Source organism: Pseudohoeflea suaedae (genome assembly GCF_004354915.1).
Lineage (GTDB): Bacteria > Pseudomonadota > Alphaproteobacteria > Rhizobiales > Rhizobiaceae > Pseudohoeflea > Pseudohoeflea suaedae.
In genome coordinates, this window is the sequence record NZ_SMSI01000001.1 from 754,129 (window position 1) to 768,851 (window position 14,723).

At 63.8% G+C, this 14,723-nt stretch carries 15 protein-coding genes; 9 read left to right on the top strand and 6 right to left on the bottom strand.

What is annotated here, in order from left to right; genetic code table 11:
* Window positions 1-23: 23 nt before the first annotated feature.
* The gene (locus E2A64_RS03495) at window positions 24-947 is read left to right on the top strand and encodes a sulfite exporter TauE/SafE family protein (RefSeq protein ID WP_133283032.1); all 924 of its coding nucleotides are present in this window, start codon (window positions 24-26) and stop codon (window positions 945-947) included.
* Window positions 944-1,774, top strand: a complete 831-nt coding sequence (locus E2A64_RS03500; RefSeq protein WP_133283033.1) for a TIGR02186 family protein — start codon at window positions 944-946, stop codon at window positions 1,772-1,774. The genes E2A64_RS03495 and E2A64_RS03500 overlap by 4 nt, the downstream gene beginning before the upstream one ends.
* Window positions 1,775-1,776: 2 nt before the next feature.
* Here the strand turns inward: E2A64_RS03500 and pdeM are convergent, their stop codons facing one another.
* Genes pdeM through E2A64_RS03515 form a run of 3 tightly spaced genes read right to left on the bottom strand, consistent with a single transcriptional unit; the run spans window position 1,777 to window position 6,082 of the window.
* Entirely contained in the window at window positions 1,777-2,493 is a 717-nt protein-coding gene (gene pdeM / locus E2A64_RS03505) for a ligase-associated DNA damage response endonuclease PdeM (protein WP_133283034.1), read from the bottom strand.
* Window positions 2,490-5,027: a ligase-associated DNA damage response DEXH box helicase gene (locus tag E2A64_RS03510; protein WP_133283035.1), complete on the bottom strand. Its 2,538-nt coding sequence runs from the start codon at window positions 5,025-5,027 to the stop codon at window positions 2,490-2,492. The genes pdeM and E2A64_RS03510 overlap by 4 nt, the downstream gene beginning before the upstream one ends.
* Window positions 5,028-5,086: 59 nt before the next feature.
* Window positions 5,087-6,082, bottom strand: coding sequence for a class I SAM-dependent methyltransferase (locus E2A64_RS03515; RefSeq protein ID WP_133283036.1), 996 nt, complete (start codon window positions 6,080-6,082; stop codon window positions 5,087-5,089).
* Between the two features lie 111 nt (window positions 6,083-6,193).
* Between E2A64_RS03515 and E2A64_RS03520 the strand changes: the two genes are divergently transcribed.
* The 3 genes from E2A64_RS03520 to E2A64_RS03530 all read left to right on the top strand — a co-directional run bounded on the left by E2A64_RS03520 (window position 6,194) and on the right by E2A64_RS03530 (window position 9,180).
* Complete coding sequence (locus E2A64_RS03520) at window positions 6,194-7,210, top strand: ligase-associated DNA damage response exonuclease (RefSeq protein ID WP_133283037.1); 1,017 nt, start codon at window positions 6,194-6,196, stop codon at window positions 7,208-7,210.
* Complete coding sequence (locus tag E2A64_RS03525) at window positions 7,210-8,847, top strand: cisplatin damage response ATP-dependent DNA ligase (protein ID WP_133283038.1); 1,638 nt, start codon at window positions 7,210-7,212, stop codon at window positions 8,845-8,847. Before E2A64_RS03520 ends, E2A64_RS03525 begins: the two co-directional genes overlap by 1 nt.
* 66 nt (window positions 8,848-8,913) lie before the next feature.
* Entirely contained in the window at window positions 8,914-9,180 is a 267-nt protein-coding gene (locus E2A64_RS03530; RefSeq protein ID WP_133283039.1) for a DUF6460 domain-containing protein, read from the top strand.
* A gap of 3 nt (window positions 9,181-9,183) precedes the next feature.
* Here the strand turns inward: E2A64_RS03530 and E2A64_RS03535 are convergent, their stop codons facing one another.
* On the bottom strand, window positions 9,184-10,116 hold the full coding sequence (locus E2A64_RS03535; protein ID WP_428977442.1) for a histone deacetylase family protein: 933 nt from the start codon (window positions 10,114-10,116) through the stop codon (window positions 9,184-9,186).
* 112 nt (window positions 10,117-10,228) lie between these two features.
* Here E2A64_RS03535 and E2A64_RS03540 point away from each other — a divergent pair, with 112 nt between their 5' ends.
* Window positions 10,229-11,605 carry an MATE family efflux transporter gene (locus tag E2A64_RS03540; protein ID WP_428977443.1) on the top strand — a complete coding sequence of 459 codons (1,377 nt, stop codon included), beginning with the start codon at window positions 10,229-10,231 and terminating at the stop codon, window positions 11,603-11,605.
* On the opposite strand, the gene E2A64_RS03545 is transcribed toward E2A64_RS03540, so the two are convergent.
* Together E2A64_RS03545 and E2A64_RS03550 are read right to left on the bottom strand one after the other, a co-directional pair.
* The gene (locus E2A64_RS03545; RefSeq protein WP_133283040.1) at window positions 11,578-12,660 is read right to left on the bottom strand and encodes a quinone-dependent dihydroorotate dehydrogenase; all 1,083 of its coding nucleotides are present in this window, start codon (window positions 12,658-12,660) and stop codon (window positions 11,578-11,580) included. The genes E2A64_RS03540 and E2A64_RS03545 overlap by 28 nt on opposite strands.
* Window positions 12,657-13,004, bottom strand: coding sequence for a DUF952 domain-containing protein (locus E2A64_RS03550; protein WP_133283041.1), 348 nt, complete (start codon window positions 13,002-13,004; stop codon window positions 12,657-12,659). Before E2A64_RS03550 ends, E2A64_RS03545 begins: the two co-directional genes overlap by 4 nt.
* Window positions 13,005-13,105: 101 nt before the next feature.
* Between E2A64_RS03550 and E2A64_RS03555 the strand changes: the two genes are divergently transcribed.
* The 3 genes from E2A64_RS03555 (at window position 13,106) to E2A64_RS03565 (ending at window position 14,717) form a co-directional block, all read left to right on the top strand.
* Window positions 13,106-13,591, top strand: coding sequence for a hypothetical protein (locus tag E2A64_RS03555; protein WP_133283042.1), 486 nt, complete (start codon window positions 13,106-13,108; stop codon window positions 13,589-13,591).
* A gap of 62 nt (window positions 13,592-13,653) precedes the next feature.
* Window positions 13,654-13,962 carry a hypothetical protein gene (locus E2A64_RS03560; RefSeq protein ID WP_133283043.1) on the top strand — a complete coding sequence of 103 codons (309 nt, stop codon included), beginning with the start codon at window positions 13,654-13,656 and terminating at the stop codon, window positions 13,960-13,962.
* 98 nt (window positions 13,963-14,060) lie between these two features.
* Window positions 14,061-14,717 carry a response regulator gene (locus E2A64_RS03565; RefSeq protein WP_133283044.1) on the top strand — a complete coding sequence of 219 codons (657 nt, stop codon included), beginning with the start codon at window positions 14,061-14,063 and terminating at the stop codon, window positions 14,715-14,717.
* Window positions 14,718-14,723 lie beyond the last annotated feature (6 nt).

Below are 14,723 nucleotides of genomic sequence, written 5' to 3' on the forward strand. Positions count from 1 at the left end.
CCGCTTTTTTTCGTGAGCCCGATGTGAGCATTTATCTTCCGATCGCCGAGCTGTCGGTCAACATCTTCATCATTCTGGGGATGGGTGCGGCCGTGGGATTTCTGTCGGGCATGTTCGGCGTCGGTGGTGGCTTCCTCATCACGCCGCTTCTCATCTTCTACAATATCCCGCCTGCGGTGGCGGTCGCGACGGGCGCCAACCAGGTCGTGGCCTCGTCGGTCTCAGGCGCGCTCGCCCATTTCAGGCGCGGCACCGTGGATATCAAGCTCGGGTGCATGCTGCTGATCGGCGGCCTGGTGGGCGCGACGGCCGGTGTGCAGCTTTTCCTCATGCTCAGGCGCATGGGACAGCTCGACCTGATCATTTCCCTGCTCTACGTCGTCTTTCTCGGCACTGTCGGCGGGCTGATGTTGTGGGAGAGCGTCAATTCGATCCGCCGCGCGGCGCGGAACGAACCGGTCAGTGCGCGCCGTCCGGGCCAGCACAACTGGATCCACCGTCTGCCGCTGAAGATGCGGTTCAAACGCTCCAAGCTCTATCTGAGCGTGATCCCGATCCTCGTGCTCGGTTTCGCAATCGGCGTTCTGACGTCGGTGATGGGCGTGGGCGGCGGCTTCATCATGGTTCCCGCCATGATCTATCTTCTGCGCGTGCCGACCAATGTCGTCATCGGCACCTCGCTGTTCCAGATCATTTTCGTCACCGCCTTCACCACCATCGTCCAGGCGACGACAAACTACGCTGTCGACATCGTTCTCGCCGGTCTCCTGATGATCGCGGGCGTCATCGGCGCGCAGTATGGCGTTCGCGTCGGCCAGCGCATGCGTGGCGAACAGCTGCGTGCGGGGCTTGCGATCCTGGTTCTGGCCGTCGGCATCCGCCTCGGACTCAACCTCATTCTGCCGCCAGACGAGATCTATTCCATCGTCACCGGGAGTTTCGGATGACGGCTCGCATCTCGGCATCGCTGGCGGTCTGCCTTCTGGCGTCGGCACTGACGCTGGGACTGACCGCGCCTGCTTCGGCGCAGTCCGATGCTGCGGAGGAAGGCGGCGTCTGGAGCTTCCCCGAACAGCTCGACATAGGAATTTCGACGAACGAGATCGCCATCTCGCCGAATTTTTCCGGGGCCGACATTTTCGTCTTCGGGACCATCGCCGAGCAGGACGATTTCCTTCTCGCGATCGGCGCCTACGACATCATCGTGGCGCTTGAGGGGCCGCTCCGTCCCGCGACTGTCCGCCGAAAGGAGCGCGTGGCCGGCATCTGGGTCAACCGGCATTCCGTCCGCTTCGAACCGGTTCCGGCTTCCTACTCGATCTCCTCGACGCGTCCGCTCGATTCCATCGCCAAGCAGATCGTGCTTTCGGCCAACGATGTCGGCATCCAGAACATCAGGCTGATCCCGACCGGCGGATTGGGCGATGCCAGCCAGGTCGGCGATTTCCGTCAGGCGATGCTCAGGATCATGCAGCAGGCCGGGCTGTACCAGCGCGACCCTTCCGGCGTGAAATTCGTGTCCAAGAACCTGTTCAAGGCGGCCGTGCGGCTGCCTGCCAATATCCCGGTCGGTGAGCACACCGTGCGGGCCGAGCTCTACCGCAATGGCCAGTACGTGACCCAGACCAGGATCCGCCTGCGCGTGGTCAAGACGGGTCTCGAACAGTTCACCTACAATCTCGCGCACCAGCATTCGCTGATATACGGACTTCTCGCCGTGGGTTTCGCCCTCTTCACCGGCTGGCTCTCGAGCATCGTTTTCCGCAAGGACTAGGGTCAGGCCTGAAGTCGCGAATAGGCGATCGAATAGATCCGTTCGGGACCGATAAGGTGGGCGGCAAGGCGGCCGGTGTCGAACAGCGGCTTGATCGCCGGATGGTCGAGCGGAAGGCCTCCGGTCGTCGAACCGAAGGCGGGCATCAGCAGCCTGTCGCCATCCGTCGCAAAACATGCGCGCCGAACGCCCTTGCCGCGACGCACGACCCGGGCAACCGGGTGATAGTGACCGGCCACTTCTCCGGCCGTCGGCTGGCGCGACGGCTCATGTCGGAAGACGAGCGATTCGGTGTGGAATTCCGCGTACCACGCGCCGGACACTCCGACAGGGGCCTCGGGATCGTGGTTGCCTTCGATCCAGATCCAGTCGCGCCCCTGCTGGATGGCGGTCAGTGCTTGGCGATAGGCGGGCGGCATGTGTGCCGAACCCTTGCGATCGTGAAAACTGTCGCCGAGGCTCAGGATCGTCTTCGGATTGTAACGCCCGATCGCCGCCTGCAGCCGCGCAAGCGTCGCCGCCGTGTCATAGGGGGGCAGCAGCATGCCGCGGCGCGCGAAGGCGGCACCTTTTTCAAGGTGGAGATCGGAGACGGCGAGCAATTGCGAATCCGGCAGATAGAGCACGCCCTCGCAGGCACAGACCGCCGCCGTCCCGTTGAGAGAGATGTCTGCTTCGCGCATGTCGCCCCCGGTGATCTGCCGCGCGGCCTGGTTCATTCCCGATTTCCGTCCAGTCCCATGGTGGCCACAGCAAGCAGTTCATCGGCCGCTTCGGCAAGGATTGTGTCCTGGGCCTCGCCCGGCACCGGCTCGCGTCCGATTTCCAGCATCACCGGAATGGCGAGCGGGGAGACGCGGTCGAGCGGGCGGTGAACGAGGTGGCCCTTGATTCGCTTCAGCATATCGCCCAGGCGCCGGATATCCAAAAGCCCGGTTGCCGCATCCTGACGGGTCGCCTGAAGCAGCACGTGATCGGGCTCGTGGGTGCGCAGGACATCGTAGATGAGGTCCGCGGAAACCGTCACCTGCCGGCCGGTCTTTACCTTGCCGGGATGCCGGCGTTCGATCAAGCCGGCGATTACGGCGCAATTGCGGAAGGTGCGCTTGAGCATCCAGGAATCGTCGAGCCAGGCGTCGAGATCGTCGCCCAGCATGTCCTCGTCGAAAAGGTCGACGAGGTCGAGCTTGCCGGAACCGATCATCGCCCCGATATCCTCGAGCGACCAGATGGCCAGCGAATATTCCGTTGCCACGAAGCCGAGCGGCTTGGCGCGCGCCCGTTCCAGCCGGCGGGTCAGCAGCATGCCGAGCGTCTGGTGCGCAAGCCGTCCCTCGAACGGATAGGCGACCATGTAGAAGCGCTGGCCCTCGGGAAAGGTCTCGATCAGAAGTTCGTCGCGTCGCGGCAGCATGGAAGCGGCCTTCTGCAGTTCCAGCCATTCGCTGACCTGCCCGGGCAGCGCCTTCCAGCTTGCAGGGTCGGCCAGCATGCGGCGCACCCGTTCGGCGAGATAGGTCGACAGCGGAAACTTGCCGCCGGCATAGGCCGGCACACGCGGATCCTCGGTCCATGCCTTCGAAACCATGCATTCATTCTCGCGGATGCCCTCGAAGCGCAGCACCTTTCCCGCAAAGACGAAGGTGTCGCCCTGGGTCAGTTGCTCGAGGAAATACTCCTCGACCTGTCCCAGGACCGGGCCGCCGCGACCGACGCTGCCGTTCTTGCGGCTGGTCATGCGGACATTGAGCATCGGGCTTTCGATGATCGTCCCGATGTTGAGCCGGTATTGCTGGGCGACCTGCGGATTGGCCACGCGCCACAATCCGTCCGGCCGCTTGCGGATGCGGGCGTAGCGCTCGTAGCTCTGCAGCGCATAGCCGCCGGTGGCGACGAAATCGACGATCCGGTCGAAGGTGGGGCGGTCGAGATAGGTGTAGGGCGCCGCGCTTCGGACTTCCGCGAAAAGGTCGTCGGCATAGAAGGGGGCCGCGCAGGCAACGCCAAGCACATGCTGGGAGAGAACGTCGAGCGCGCCTTCGCCGCCCGGCGGCGTATCCTGTGCGCCTTCGTCACTCGCTTCGATCGCGGCTTCGCATTCGAGCACCTCGAACCGGTTGGAGGGCACGAGGATCGCCCGGCTTGGCTCGTCCATCCGGTGGTTGGCGCGGCCGATGCGCTGTGCAAGCCGGCTCGCTCCCTTCGGCGCGCCGACATGGATGACGAGGTCGATGTCACCCCAGTCGATGCCGAGATCGAGCGTCGAGGTCGCGACGACGGCCCTGAGCGCATTGCGCGCCATTGCCGCTTCCACCTTGCGGCGCTGACCGGCATCGAGCGAGCCGTGATGAAGCGCGATCGGCAGCGTTTCGTCGTTGATGCGCCAGAGTTCCTGAAACAGAAGCTCCGCCTGGCTGCGCGTATTGACGAACAGAAGGGTGGTGCCGTGCTGCTTGATTTGCTCGTAGATCGCCGGCACCGCGTATCGCGTCGTGTGTCCCTGCCACGGCACGCGCTGCTCGCTCTCCAGGAGCGTGATGACCGGCTTGGCCCCGCCATCGACCTCGATCCGCCCCGCCAGCGCCTCTCCCTCCTCGGGCTGGGCGACAAGCCAGCGCTGCAATTCCTCCGGATCGGCGACGGTCGCCGAAAGGCCGATGGTGACGAGATCGGGCGCGAGACGCCTCAGTCGCGACAGCGCCAGTGACAGAAGATGCCCGCGCTTGGAGGTGACCAGGGAATGAAGCTCGTCGAAGATCACGAAGCGCAGGTCGCGGAAGAAGCGCTCGGCCTCCCCATTCGCAATCAGCAGGGAGACCTGTTCGGGCGTGGTCAGCAGAATGTCCGGCGGATCGGTGCGCTGGCGCTGGCGCTTGTGCTGGGGTGTGTCGCCGGTTCGCGTCTCGATGCGGATCGGCAAGCCCATTTCCTCGACGGGGCGGCCGAGATTGCGTTCGATGTCGACGGCGAGTGCCTTGAGCGGCGAAATGTAGAGCGTGTGCAGTCCACGGCGCACTTCGCCCGGTTTTGGCCTTCCGCGCCCCGCCAGTTCTGTAAGCGCAGGCAGGAAGCCGGCAAGCGTCTTGCCGGCGCCGGTCGGGGCGATCAGCAGCGTGGAGCGGCGCTCGTTCGATGCGTCCAGCAGGCCGAGCTGATGCGGCCGCGGCTGCCATCCGCGCGCGGCAAACCATCCCGCGAAAGGTTCGGGCAATGGAGCGAACGAGGTGGGAGGACTCGACAGCGCATCGGACATGGCGAGAACCTAGTCGTTCCTGCTGTGTTCTCCAAGTCTGGAAATTGCGTCGCGGCTTCCTAACCGTGCAGCGTGACCGGCGAGAATTCCGCCCCGGCGGTATCGGCGGCCTGCTCAGAAGGATCGCCTGCCATTCTGCGCGCGGTGACAAGCAAGCCGCCGATGAGATCATTCCCGTCACGCCGGATGGTCTCGCGTCGTATCTCGATGACCTCGAAGCCGGTCTCATCGAGAAGGCGACGGACATAGGGCTCGCCGTGGCGGTAGCGCAGCGAGGTCTGCAACTGCCATTCGCAATCATCCCCGCCGGCTTCCAGCGAGAAGGCAAGCAGGCCATCGGTCGCGGTCAGGCCGGCCGCCAGCTCGAAGAGGGGACGCAATTCGCCGAAATAGCCGAACACGTCGGCGGCGGCCACCAGATCGGCCTTTTCACGATGCTGGCCACTCGTCGGCAGGCCGAAGCGGATGTCGGCCTGGTCGAGCGCGTCGTAGAGCCCCTTGGCCCGTGCCTTGGCCAGCATCCCGGTCGAGAGGTCATAGCCTTCGAGCCAGGAGACATGCGGTCGGATGCGTTCGCCGAAGAGGCCGGTTCCGCAGCCCAGATCGATGGCGCGGGCAAAGGCGAAATCCGTGCCCGCGGCCTGCGCGACCATGGCCGAGAGTTGCTCGGGAACCGAATAGCCGAGCTTTTCGACGAGTGCGGTGTCGAACCGGTCGGAATAGTCATCGAAGAGCTGGGCGACATATTCGGCGGGTGGCGCTTCGGGCATGGCCGACTGCCCGGCCAGCGCAAGCTTCAGGCCCGCACCGAACACATCCGTGGGGGAGAGCGTCAGGACCTTCCGCCAGGCATCCGCGGCCGCCGTCATGTCGCCTGCGGCCTCCAGATAGCCGCCGAGTTCGTGCCAGCCCGCGGCCCAGCCCGGCGCGAGTTCGAGCGCTTGGGATTGCAGGTCGGCTGCTGCCGCCGGGTTGCCGGATTCGGCAAGCATGCGCGCATAATCGGCGCGGCGATCGGCGATCAGATCGCCGGAGGACAACTGGGTCGGTGCCATCTCGATTTTCCGGAAGAATGGGATAGCGCCTGATAGCCGGTCGCGTAAAAAACGCAAGCGACTTTTACCATGCCACTACCCGTCGGGCAGCCGCCGCCTTAGCTATTCCGCATGGCGTCGCGTTTCGAAGATCTCCTCCATCCCCGTCCGGAAGGGCTCTACTGCCCTCCGGGCGATTTTTATATCGACCCGGTGCGTCCGGTCGAAAGGGCGCTGATTACCCATGGCCATGCCGATCACGCCCGGCCCGGCCACAGCCATGTGATGGCGACCGGCCAGACGCTCGACATCATGGCGATCCGCTATGGCGCCGACCATGCCAGGACAACCCAGCCTGCCGAGTATGGCGAGATCATCGACATCGGCGACGTCTCGGTCCGCTTCCATCCCGCCGGCCACGTTCTCGGCTCGGCCCAGATCGCAGTCGAGTGGCAGGGCATGCGGATCGTCGCCTCGGGCGACTACAAGCCGCGACCGGATCCCACATGCGCGGCCTTCGAGCCGGTCGACTGCGACGTCTTCATCACCGAGGCAACCTTCGCGCTGCCGGTCTTCAGGCATCCGGAAGCGGCAAGCGAAATCGCCCGATTGCTCGCCTCGCTCAGACGTAATCCCGATCGCGCCCACATGATCGGCGCCTATTCGCTCGGCAAGGCGCAACGGGTGATACGGCTGTTGCGGGATGCCGGCTATTCGGAACCGATCTACATCCACGGCGCGCTGGAGAAGCTCTGCACCTATTACCAGTCCGAAGGCATCGACCTGGGGGAGCTGAAGCCCGCGACCGTGGCGAACGGGGAGAAGGGGCAGTTCGCCGGCGCCGTGGTTCTCGGTCCGCCATCGGCCTTTGGCGAGGCCTGGGTGCGGCGGTTTCCCGATCCGCTGATCTCGTTTGCTTCCGGCTGGATGAGTATCAGGCAACGCGCACGCCAACGGGGTGTCGAGCTGCCGCTGATCATCTCCGACCATGCCGACTGGGACGAGTTGATCGAGACCATCGAACGGATTTCACCGCAGGAGGTCTGGGTCACCCACGGCCGGGAGGAGGCTCTGGTGCGCTGGTGCGCGATGAACGACATCCTCGCCCGCCCCCTACACATGGTCGGCTACGAGGACGAGGCAGACTGATGCGCCGCTTCGCAGAACTCCTCGAAACACTGGTTCTGACCCCGTCCCGCAACGGCAAGATCCGGCTGATGGTCGACTACTTCCGCTCGGTCAACGATCCGGAACGCGGTCTGGCGCTGGCCGCCATCACCCGTGAACTCGACATTCCGTCGGTCAAGCCCGCACTCCTCAGGCAACTTGTATCCGTCCGGGTCGACGAGGAGCTCTTCCGCCTTTCCTACGACTATGTCGGCGACCTGGCTGAAACGATCGCGCTCATCTGGCCTGTGAAGGGCGGGGAGCGGGAGGGCCGCAACGACGTGCCGACGCTTTCCGAAGTGGTGGCGGAATTGCTGGCCGCGTCCCGCCGGGAAGGCCCCGCGCTGGTCAAAGGCTGGCTCGACCGTCTCGATCCTTCCGGACGCTATGCACTGATCAAGCTGGTTACCGGCGGCTTCCGCATCGGCGTCTCGTCGCGACTTGCCAAACAGGCGCTCGCCGAATTCGGCGAAGTCCCGATCGAAGAGATCGAGGAGCTCTGGCACGGGCTCGAACCGCCCTATGAAAGCCTGTTCGCCTGGCTGGAGGGTGACGCGGAAAAGCCGGAAAGCGCGGCACTCGCCCCGTTCCGACCGGTCATGCTGTCCCATCCGGTCGAGGACGCGGATTTCACCAGGCTCGATCCGGCCGATTTCGCGGGCGAATGGAAATGGGACGGCATCCGGGTACAGGCGACGGTCGATCAGGGCGTCAAACGACTATACTCCCGCACGGGCGACGACATCTCCGGTGCGTTTCCCGATCTCGTCGATGCGCTGACCTTCGAGGGAACCGTTGACGGCGAATTGCTGATTGCGCGCCCCCTGGCGGATGCAAGCGGCATCGAGATCGGTACCTTCTCGGACCTGCAGCAGCGACTCAACCGCAAGCGGCTGACGGCCAAGATGCTGAAGGACCATCCGGCTTTCATGCGTGTCTACGATGTGCTGTTCGACGGCCGGGAAGACGTGCGCGCGCTGTCCTTCCGCGAGCGCCGTCAGCGACTGGAAAAGCGTGTGAAGCAATTCGATCCGCGCCGCTTCGATCTCTCGCCGCTGGTGGAGTTCCCGAGCTGGGAGTCGCTCGCCGCACACCGTGCCGAGCCGCCCTTGCCGATGATCGAGGGCGTGATGATCAAGCGCTGGGACGCGCCCTATCTGGCTGGCCGCCCGCGCGGTGAATGGTTCAAGTGGAAGCGCGATCCCTTCCTCATCGATGCGGTGCTGCTCTACGCACAGCGCGGCCACGGCAAGCGCTCCGGCTTTTATTCGGACTATACATTCGGCGTCTGGCGAGAGGAGGGGAGCGCGCGCGAGCTCGTTCCCGTCGGCAAGGCCTATTTCGGCTTCACCGACGAGGAATTGAAGAAGATCGACCGTTACGTGCGAAACAACACGATCGAGCGGTTCGGCCCGGTTCGCTCCGTGCGCGCGGATGCGGAGAAGGGGCTGGTGCTGGAAGTGGCCTTCGAGGGTGTGAACCGCTCCACGCGCCACAAGTCGGGCGTGGCAATGCGGTTCCCGCGCATCAGCCGGCTGCGCTGGGACAAGCCCCCCTCGGAAGCCGATACGCTGGAAGCCGTGGAAGCGCTGATCACCGGCCCCGCGGTGGACGCCTGACGGACGAGGCTTGCTCCCGGTCGCGCGAATCCTTATCTGGAGGGCACGATCAACGGAGTGACAATGATGGCCGACCGGGCAAACCGCTTTCTGGGTGATTCAGTGCTGCGCACGATCCTCAAGCTTCTGGTGGTGTCCTTCATCGTCGGCGTGATCATGAGTGCCTTCAACTGGTACCCTGAGGATGTGCTCTACTGGATCCGCGATTCCGTGGTCAACCTGTGGAACATGGGCTTTGCCGCACTCGGCCGGTTCGGCAGCTACCTCGTGCTCGGAGCGACGATCGTCATCCCGGCCTTCATCATCATTCGGCTCCTGAACTATCGCCGCTGAGGCTCAGGCGAATTCCGCCGCGGTCTCGAACGTGATGAGATGGCGGCGGGCGACCGCATCCACGTCGCGCGAGTAACCGCCGCCCATCACCGAGACGACGGGAATTTCCCTTTCCCGGAAAAAGGAAAATACCGCCCGGTCGCGCCCCCGCAGTCCCTGATCGGTCAGCGCCAGCCTGCCCAGGCGGTCCTCGCAATGCGGATCGACCCCGGCATTGTAGAAGACGATATCGGGCGCGAAATCCTCCAATGTCCGAGGCAGCAGCCAGTCGAGCATTTCGAGATAGGCCTCGTCCCGCACGCCATCGGGCAACTCGACGTCGATGGACGAGGCAGGCTTGTGCACCGGGTAGTTCTTCGCCGAATGCATCGAGACCGTCCGGATTCGTGGATCATCGGCGCAGATCCGTGCCGTCCCGTCGCCCTGATGAACATCGAGATCGATCACCAGCGCGCGGTCGATGGAACCGTCTGCCAGAAGAACCTTGGCTGCCACTGCAACATCGTTGAACGTGCAGAAGCCCGCGCCTGATTCCCGGCGTGCGTGATGACTGCCGCCCGCCGTGTTGCATGCGACGCCGGTTTCGAGCGCCAGCCGGGCGGCCATCACGGTTCCTGCGGAGGCGAGTTGCGCGCGCAACGAAACGCGTTCGGACACCTCGAAGCCGATCTCCCGCTCGATCTCGCGCGGCACGTTGAGGGAGAGCACCTGGTCGACATAGGTCGGGCTGTGGGCGAGCGACAGCCAGGCTGCGGGCGCAGGCGCCGGACGGATCACCGTTTCGGGCAGCGCCAGTCCGCGATCGACGATCAGCTCGAAAACACGGCTGTACTTGCTCATCGGAAAGCGATGTTCGGGATCGAACTGCGCGTCGTATTGGGGGATGTGGACGATGGGCGGCTTTGGCATGGTGCGGTGAATATGGGGCTTTGGCATCTGCGCGTCGAGATCTGCCGGTACCGCTCACGCCCGCGCTCTGCTTGCTCTTTACAGCAATCGGTGAAAGGCGCAGGTAGACGTCTGACTTCTCCCGCCCGGGTATTCGACCTTGGATCAACAGACATCAGCGCCCCGCACGGCCAGCAAGCCCTTCGCCGTCACCCATCGCATGGTCTTTGCCATTGCGTTGCCGATGACGCTTGCCTTCCTGACGACACCGCTTCTCGGCCTGGTGGATACCGCCGTCGTCGGTCGGCTCGGCGATGCCGCGCTGATCGGTGGACTGGCCGTCGGTGCGATGCTGTTCGACATCGTTTTCACCGCTTTCAATTTTCTCCGCTCGTCGACCACGGGACTCGCCGCCCAGGCGATGGGCCGCGAGGACTGGGTGGAACAGCAGGCCATCTTCTGGCGCGCTCTGATCACGTCCGCAGTCGTCGGCGCACTCGTCGTCGTTGCGAGTCCGGTGCTGATCTGGGCGGGACTGATCTTCATGAGTCCCGGCGAAAACGTGGGCGCCGCGGCTCAGACCTATCTCGCAATCCGTGTCCTCTCGGCACCCGTCGCTCTTGCCAATTACGTGGTTCTCGGCTTCGTGCTCGGACAGGGGCGTTCCGGTCTCGGACTGCTTCTCCAGACGGTGATCTACGGCACCAATATCGTGCTTTCGATCCTGTTCGGCCTGTATCTCGGCTGGGGCCTGCCGGGGGTCGCATGGGCTACGGTGATATCGGAAATCATCGGCTGCGCTGCTGGTCTGCTGATCGTCATCTCCGGCTTTCGTGCCGTGGCACGTCCGGCCTGGAGCAAGATCCTGGATGCCGCCGCGCTCAAGCGCCTTCTGTCGCTCAACACCGACATCATGATCCGCAGCCTCGGCCTGATGTTCGCCTTCGTCTGGTTCACCCGGCTTGGTGCGGCGCTCGGCGAACTGCAGCTGGCCGCCAACGCAATCCTGATGAACGTCTTCATGGTCGCAAGCTACTATCTCGACGGACTTGCGAACGCGGCCGAACAGATCGTCGGTCGTGCCGTCGGTGCAAATCATCGACCGGCATTCATCCGTGCCATCAAGCTGACCACGCTCTGGAGCTTCGTCTGCGCCGGTGTCACCACGCTTCTCTTTCTGGTTTTCGGTGACCGGGTGATCACGATGCTGACCACGGTCCCGGAAGTCCGCGAGCTGGCGAGCGTCTATCTGCCATGGGCGGCGCTCACCGCACTCACCGGAGCGCTGGCCTTCGAGATGGACGGCGTGTTCATCGGGGCAACCTGGTCGCGCGACATGCGCAACATGATGCTGATCGTGCTGCCGTTCTTCGTTCTGGCCGCCCATTTCCTGGGCCAGGCCTTCGGCAATCACGGACTATGGGCGGCGCTCAACATCTTCCTGGCTGGCCGGGGCGTCTTTCTGATGATCGTGCTCCCGCGCCGTACGCGGGAGACGTTCGTTGCATGTCACGCGGGCAGCGAGCGGCTGGCGTAATCGGCAGTCTTCCTGTCGCGAAGCTCCGAAATGTTGTCGAGCCCCTCGGCTGCGCACAGATCCTTCAATCCTTCGAGGATGCGCACCGCCAGCAGCGGCCCGCCATAGATGAAGCCCGAATAGATCTGGACGAGGTCCGCGCCCGCACGGATCTTTTCGGCTGCCGTCTCCGCATTCTCGATGCCGCCGACGCCGATCAGCGGCATGTCGGGGCCGACACGCTGGCGCATCTTTGCGAGCACGATGGTCGACCGCAGAAAGACCGGGCGGCCTGACAGCCCTCCGGCCTGGTCGGCATTGCGAGCCCCTTCCACGTCCCGGCGCGACAGGGTGGTGTTGGAGATCACGATGCCGTCGATCGTGTGAGCCGCACATTCCTCGGCGATGGCATCGATCTCCTCCTCGCCGAGGTCCGGCGCGATCTTCAGGAAGACGGGCCGGCGGACGGACTGGCGATCGCGTTCCTCCAGCACACGCTCGAAAAGCTCCTTGAGGCTCTCGCGGGTCTGCAGGCTCCTGAGCCCCGGTGTGTTGGGCGAGGAGATGTTGGCGGTGAAATAGTCGGCCACCTCGTTGAAGGCGGTAATGCCGGCAACGTAGTCGCCGATCCGGTCGTCACTGTCCTTGTTGGCTCCGATATTGACGCCGAGCACGCCCTTGAAGCTGCGGCCGTTGAGCCGCGAGAGCACTTCCGCATGGCCGTCATTGTTGAACCCCATGCGGTTGATGATGCCGCGATGACCGGGCAAGCGGAAGATCCGCGGTGCGGGATTGCCGTCCTGCGCCTTTGGCGTCACCGAGCCGATCTCGACCGCACCGAAACCCAGCCGGAAGAGGCCGGAGACGGCCTTGGCGTTCTTGTCGAAGCCTGCGGCCATGCCGAGAGGATTGGCGAACTGGAGGCCTGCGACCGTCGTCGCCAGACCGGCACCCGAAGGGATGTCGGGCCGCGGCCCGTAGCCGGAGGAAAGGGCCTTGATGGCAAGGTTGTGAGCCTGTTCTGGCGGCAGGGCGAAGAGAAGGTCGCGACCGAAATCGTAGAATGAATTGCTCACGCGTCGAACTCCGGGAAAGTGTGGCTGCCGTCCTCGTTCATCGGAAGCGGCTTGATCCAGCGGACCGCGGAAAGCGGAAGCGCCGCGTAGAGATGCGGAAACAACTGTCCCCCGCGCGAGGGTTCATAGACCAGTTCCTCGCCCAGCTGGTCGGCATTGATCGCGACCAGCAGGAGATCGTCCTGGCCCTTGAAATGCCTGGCTGCGGTTTCTTCCGCCTGCTCGGCGGTCGAGAAGTGGATATAGCCGTCGGCATGGTCGATCGGTGCGCCTTCGAATACGCCTTTTTCCTCGGCCTCGCGCCAGAGATCGCGTGTCGCGATCTTGTAGATGATGGGGTTCATTTGTCCGCCCGTTATTGCCTGCTATGTATTCGGTAATGGGCCTTACCCGATTTCCGGCAGGATTGCATGCGAGGGTGAGGCGATTTGAAAGGGAGGTTGCCATGAACAGGTCTTTTGTCCCCATGCTGTTTGCGGGCGCGATGCTTGCCTGCGGCTCTGCGCCTGTCAGCGCGCAGGACAGTGCCGATACTGCTTCAGGCCGTTATGTTCTCGAACGGACCGATGAAGGTCTCGTCCGTCTCGATACGCTGACGGGAGAAATGTCCGTCTGCGAACAGAAATCGGAACAGGTGGTCTGCAAGCTGCCCGCCGACGAACGTCGCGCGGTCAACGAGCATATCGCCGAACTGGAAGCCAGGATCGAGCGTCTCGAAAAACGGGTAGCTGCACTCGGGACGGGACCCGGCGAGCAAGATGGGAAGAACACGCTGCCGAGCGACGAGGAGCTCGATGAGGCCTTCAACATGATGGAGAAGTTCATCTACCGCTTCTTCGATGTCTTCAAGGACCTCGACGAACGCAAGGAGAGGCCGGCAGAGCCCGGGCCGCTCGATCCGCAAGGCGACGATCTCCCGCGCAAGACCTGAGCGGTGCAACTCCAAGCCTCCTGGCGCCGTTGGGTGGTCATGGATTGATCCGGAGAAAATGAATGACCCCGTTGCGCCTTCTCATCGCCGTTCTCGCACTCGCCTTTGCCGTCCTCATCGTCTGGGCGATCGGGACGGGAACCTTCTCGGAAGCCGGAGCCTGGCTGGTGAGCGAGCCGTGGGGACTGGTCAGCATGGCCGATCTCTATCTCGGCTTTCTGCTGTCCTCGACCGTGATCTTCTTCTTCGAGCGCAGATGGTGGGTGGCGGCCCTGTGGATCTTTCCGATACCCTTTCTCGGCAATGTCTGGACGGCCGTCTGGTTCGTCCTGCGGCTGCCGGAAATGGCCCGCCGGCTAGGGCGCACTTAGTCACATTTACGGGGCCATGCTCCGCCAGCATGTCGAAGCAATTTCTTGCCAAGCCTGTATTTCCGGACTATTCGGAACTCTTGGGGGGAATGCGAGACATGACGCAACAGACGTTCATTATCGCCGACGATCATCCGCTTTTCCGCGGCGCAATGCGACAGGCGCTGGAAGGAACGGGCGAGGAACCGGCCATCATAGAGGCAGGCGATCTCGACAACGCCCGCAAGGCTGCCGCCGATCATCCCGACTGCGATCTCATCCTGCTCGATCTCGCCATGCCCGGCGTCTCCGGCCTGTCCGGCCTGATCGCCTTTCGCGCGGAATTCCCGAGCCTGCCGGTGGTCGTGGTTTCCGCCACCGACGATTCCGCCACCATCCGCCGTGCCCTGGAATTGGGCGCTTCAGGCTTCATCTCCAAGTCCGCCAGTATCGAGGAAATCCGCACCGGTGTCCGTGCCGTCATGGACGGCGACGTCTACACCCCGTATGGAATTGACCTGGGTGCCGAGCACGATCCGGAGATCACCGCGTTGATCAACCGCCTCAATACGCTCACGCCGCAACAGGGCAGGGTGCTCAACATGCTCGCCGAGGGGCTTTTGAACAAGCAGATCGCCTACGAGCTGTCGGTGTCGGAAGCCACCATCAAGGCGCATGTCTCGGCGGTGCTGCAGAAGCTCGGCGTCGACAGCAGGACCCAGGCCGTTATCCAGCTGCAGAAGATCGGCGCGGAAGTTCTCGCAACCGGCGAATAGGGTCTG

Bases quoted from the DNA above. Each gene is read 5' to 3' on its own strand.
- E2A64_RS03500 (WP_133283033.1), top strand. From the start codon at position 944: ATGACGGCTCGCATCTCGGCATCGCTGGCGGTCTGCCTTCTGGCGTCG.
- pdeM (WP_133283034.1), bottom strand. From the start codon at position 2,493: ATGAACCAGGCCGCGCGGCAGATCACCGGGGGCGACATGCGCGAAGCA.
- E2A64_RS03510 (WP_133283035.1), bottom strand. From the start codon at position 5,027: ATGTCCGATGCGCTGTCGAGTCCTCCCACCTCGTTCGCTCCATTGCCC.
- E2A64_RS03515 (WP_133283036.1), bottom strand. From the start codon at position 6,082: ATGGCACCGACCCAGTTGTCCTCCGGCGATCTGATCGCCGATCGCCGC.
- E2A64_RS03520 (WP_133283037.1), top strand. From the start codon at position 6,194: ATGGCGTCGCGTTTCGAAGATCTCCTCCATCCCCGTCCGGAAGGGCTC.
- E2A64_RS03525 (WP_133283038.1), top strand. From the start codon at position 7,210: ATGCGCCGCTTCGCAGAACTCCTCGAAACACTGGTTCTGACCCCGTCC.
- E2A64_RS03530 (WP_133283039.1), top strand. From the start codon at position 8,914: ATGGCCGACCGGGCAAACCGCTTTCTGGGTGATTCAGTGCTGCGCACG.
- E2A64_RS03535 (WP_428977442.1), bottom strand. From the start codon at position 10,116: ATGCCAAAGCCCCATATTCACCGCACCATGCCAAAGCCGCCCATCGTC.
- E2A64_RS03550 (WP_133283041.1), bottom strand. From the start codon at position 13,004: ATGAACCCCATCATCTACAAGATCGCGACACGCGATCTCTGGCGCGAG.
- E2A64_RS03555 (WP_133283042.1), top strand. From the start codon at position 13,106: ATGAACAGGTCTTTTGTCCCCATGCTGTTTGCGGGCGCGATGCTTGCC.
- E2A64_RS03560 (WP_133283043.1), top strand. From the start codon at position 13,654: ATGACCCCGTTGCGCCTTCTCATCGCCGTTCTCGCACTCGCCTTTGCC.
- E2A64_RS03565 (WP_133283044.1), top strand. From the start codon at position 14,061: ATGACGCAACAGACGTTCATTATCGCCGACGATCATCCGCTTTTCCGC.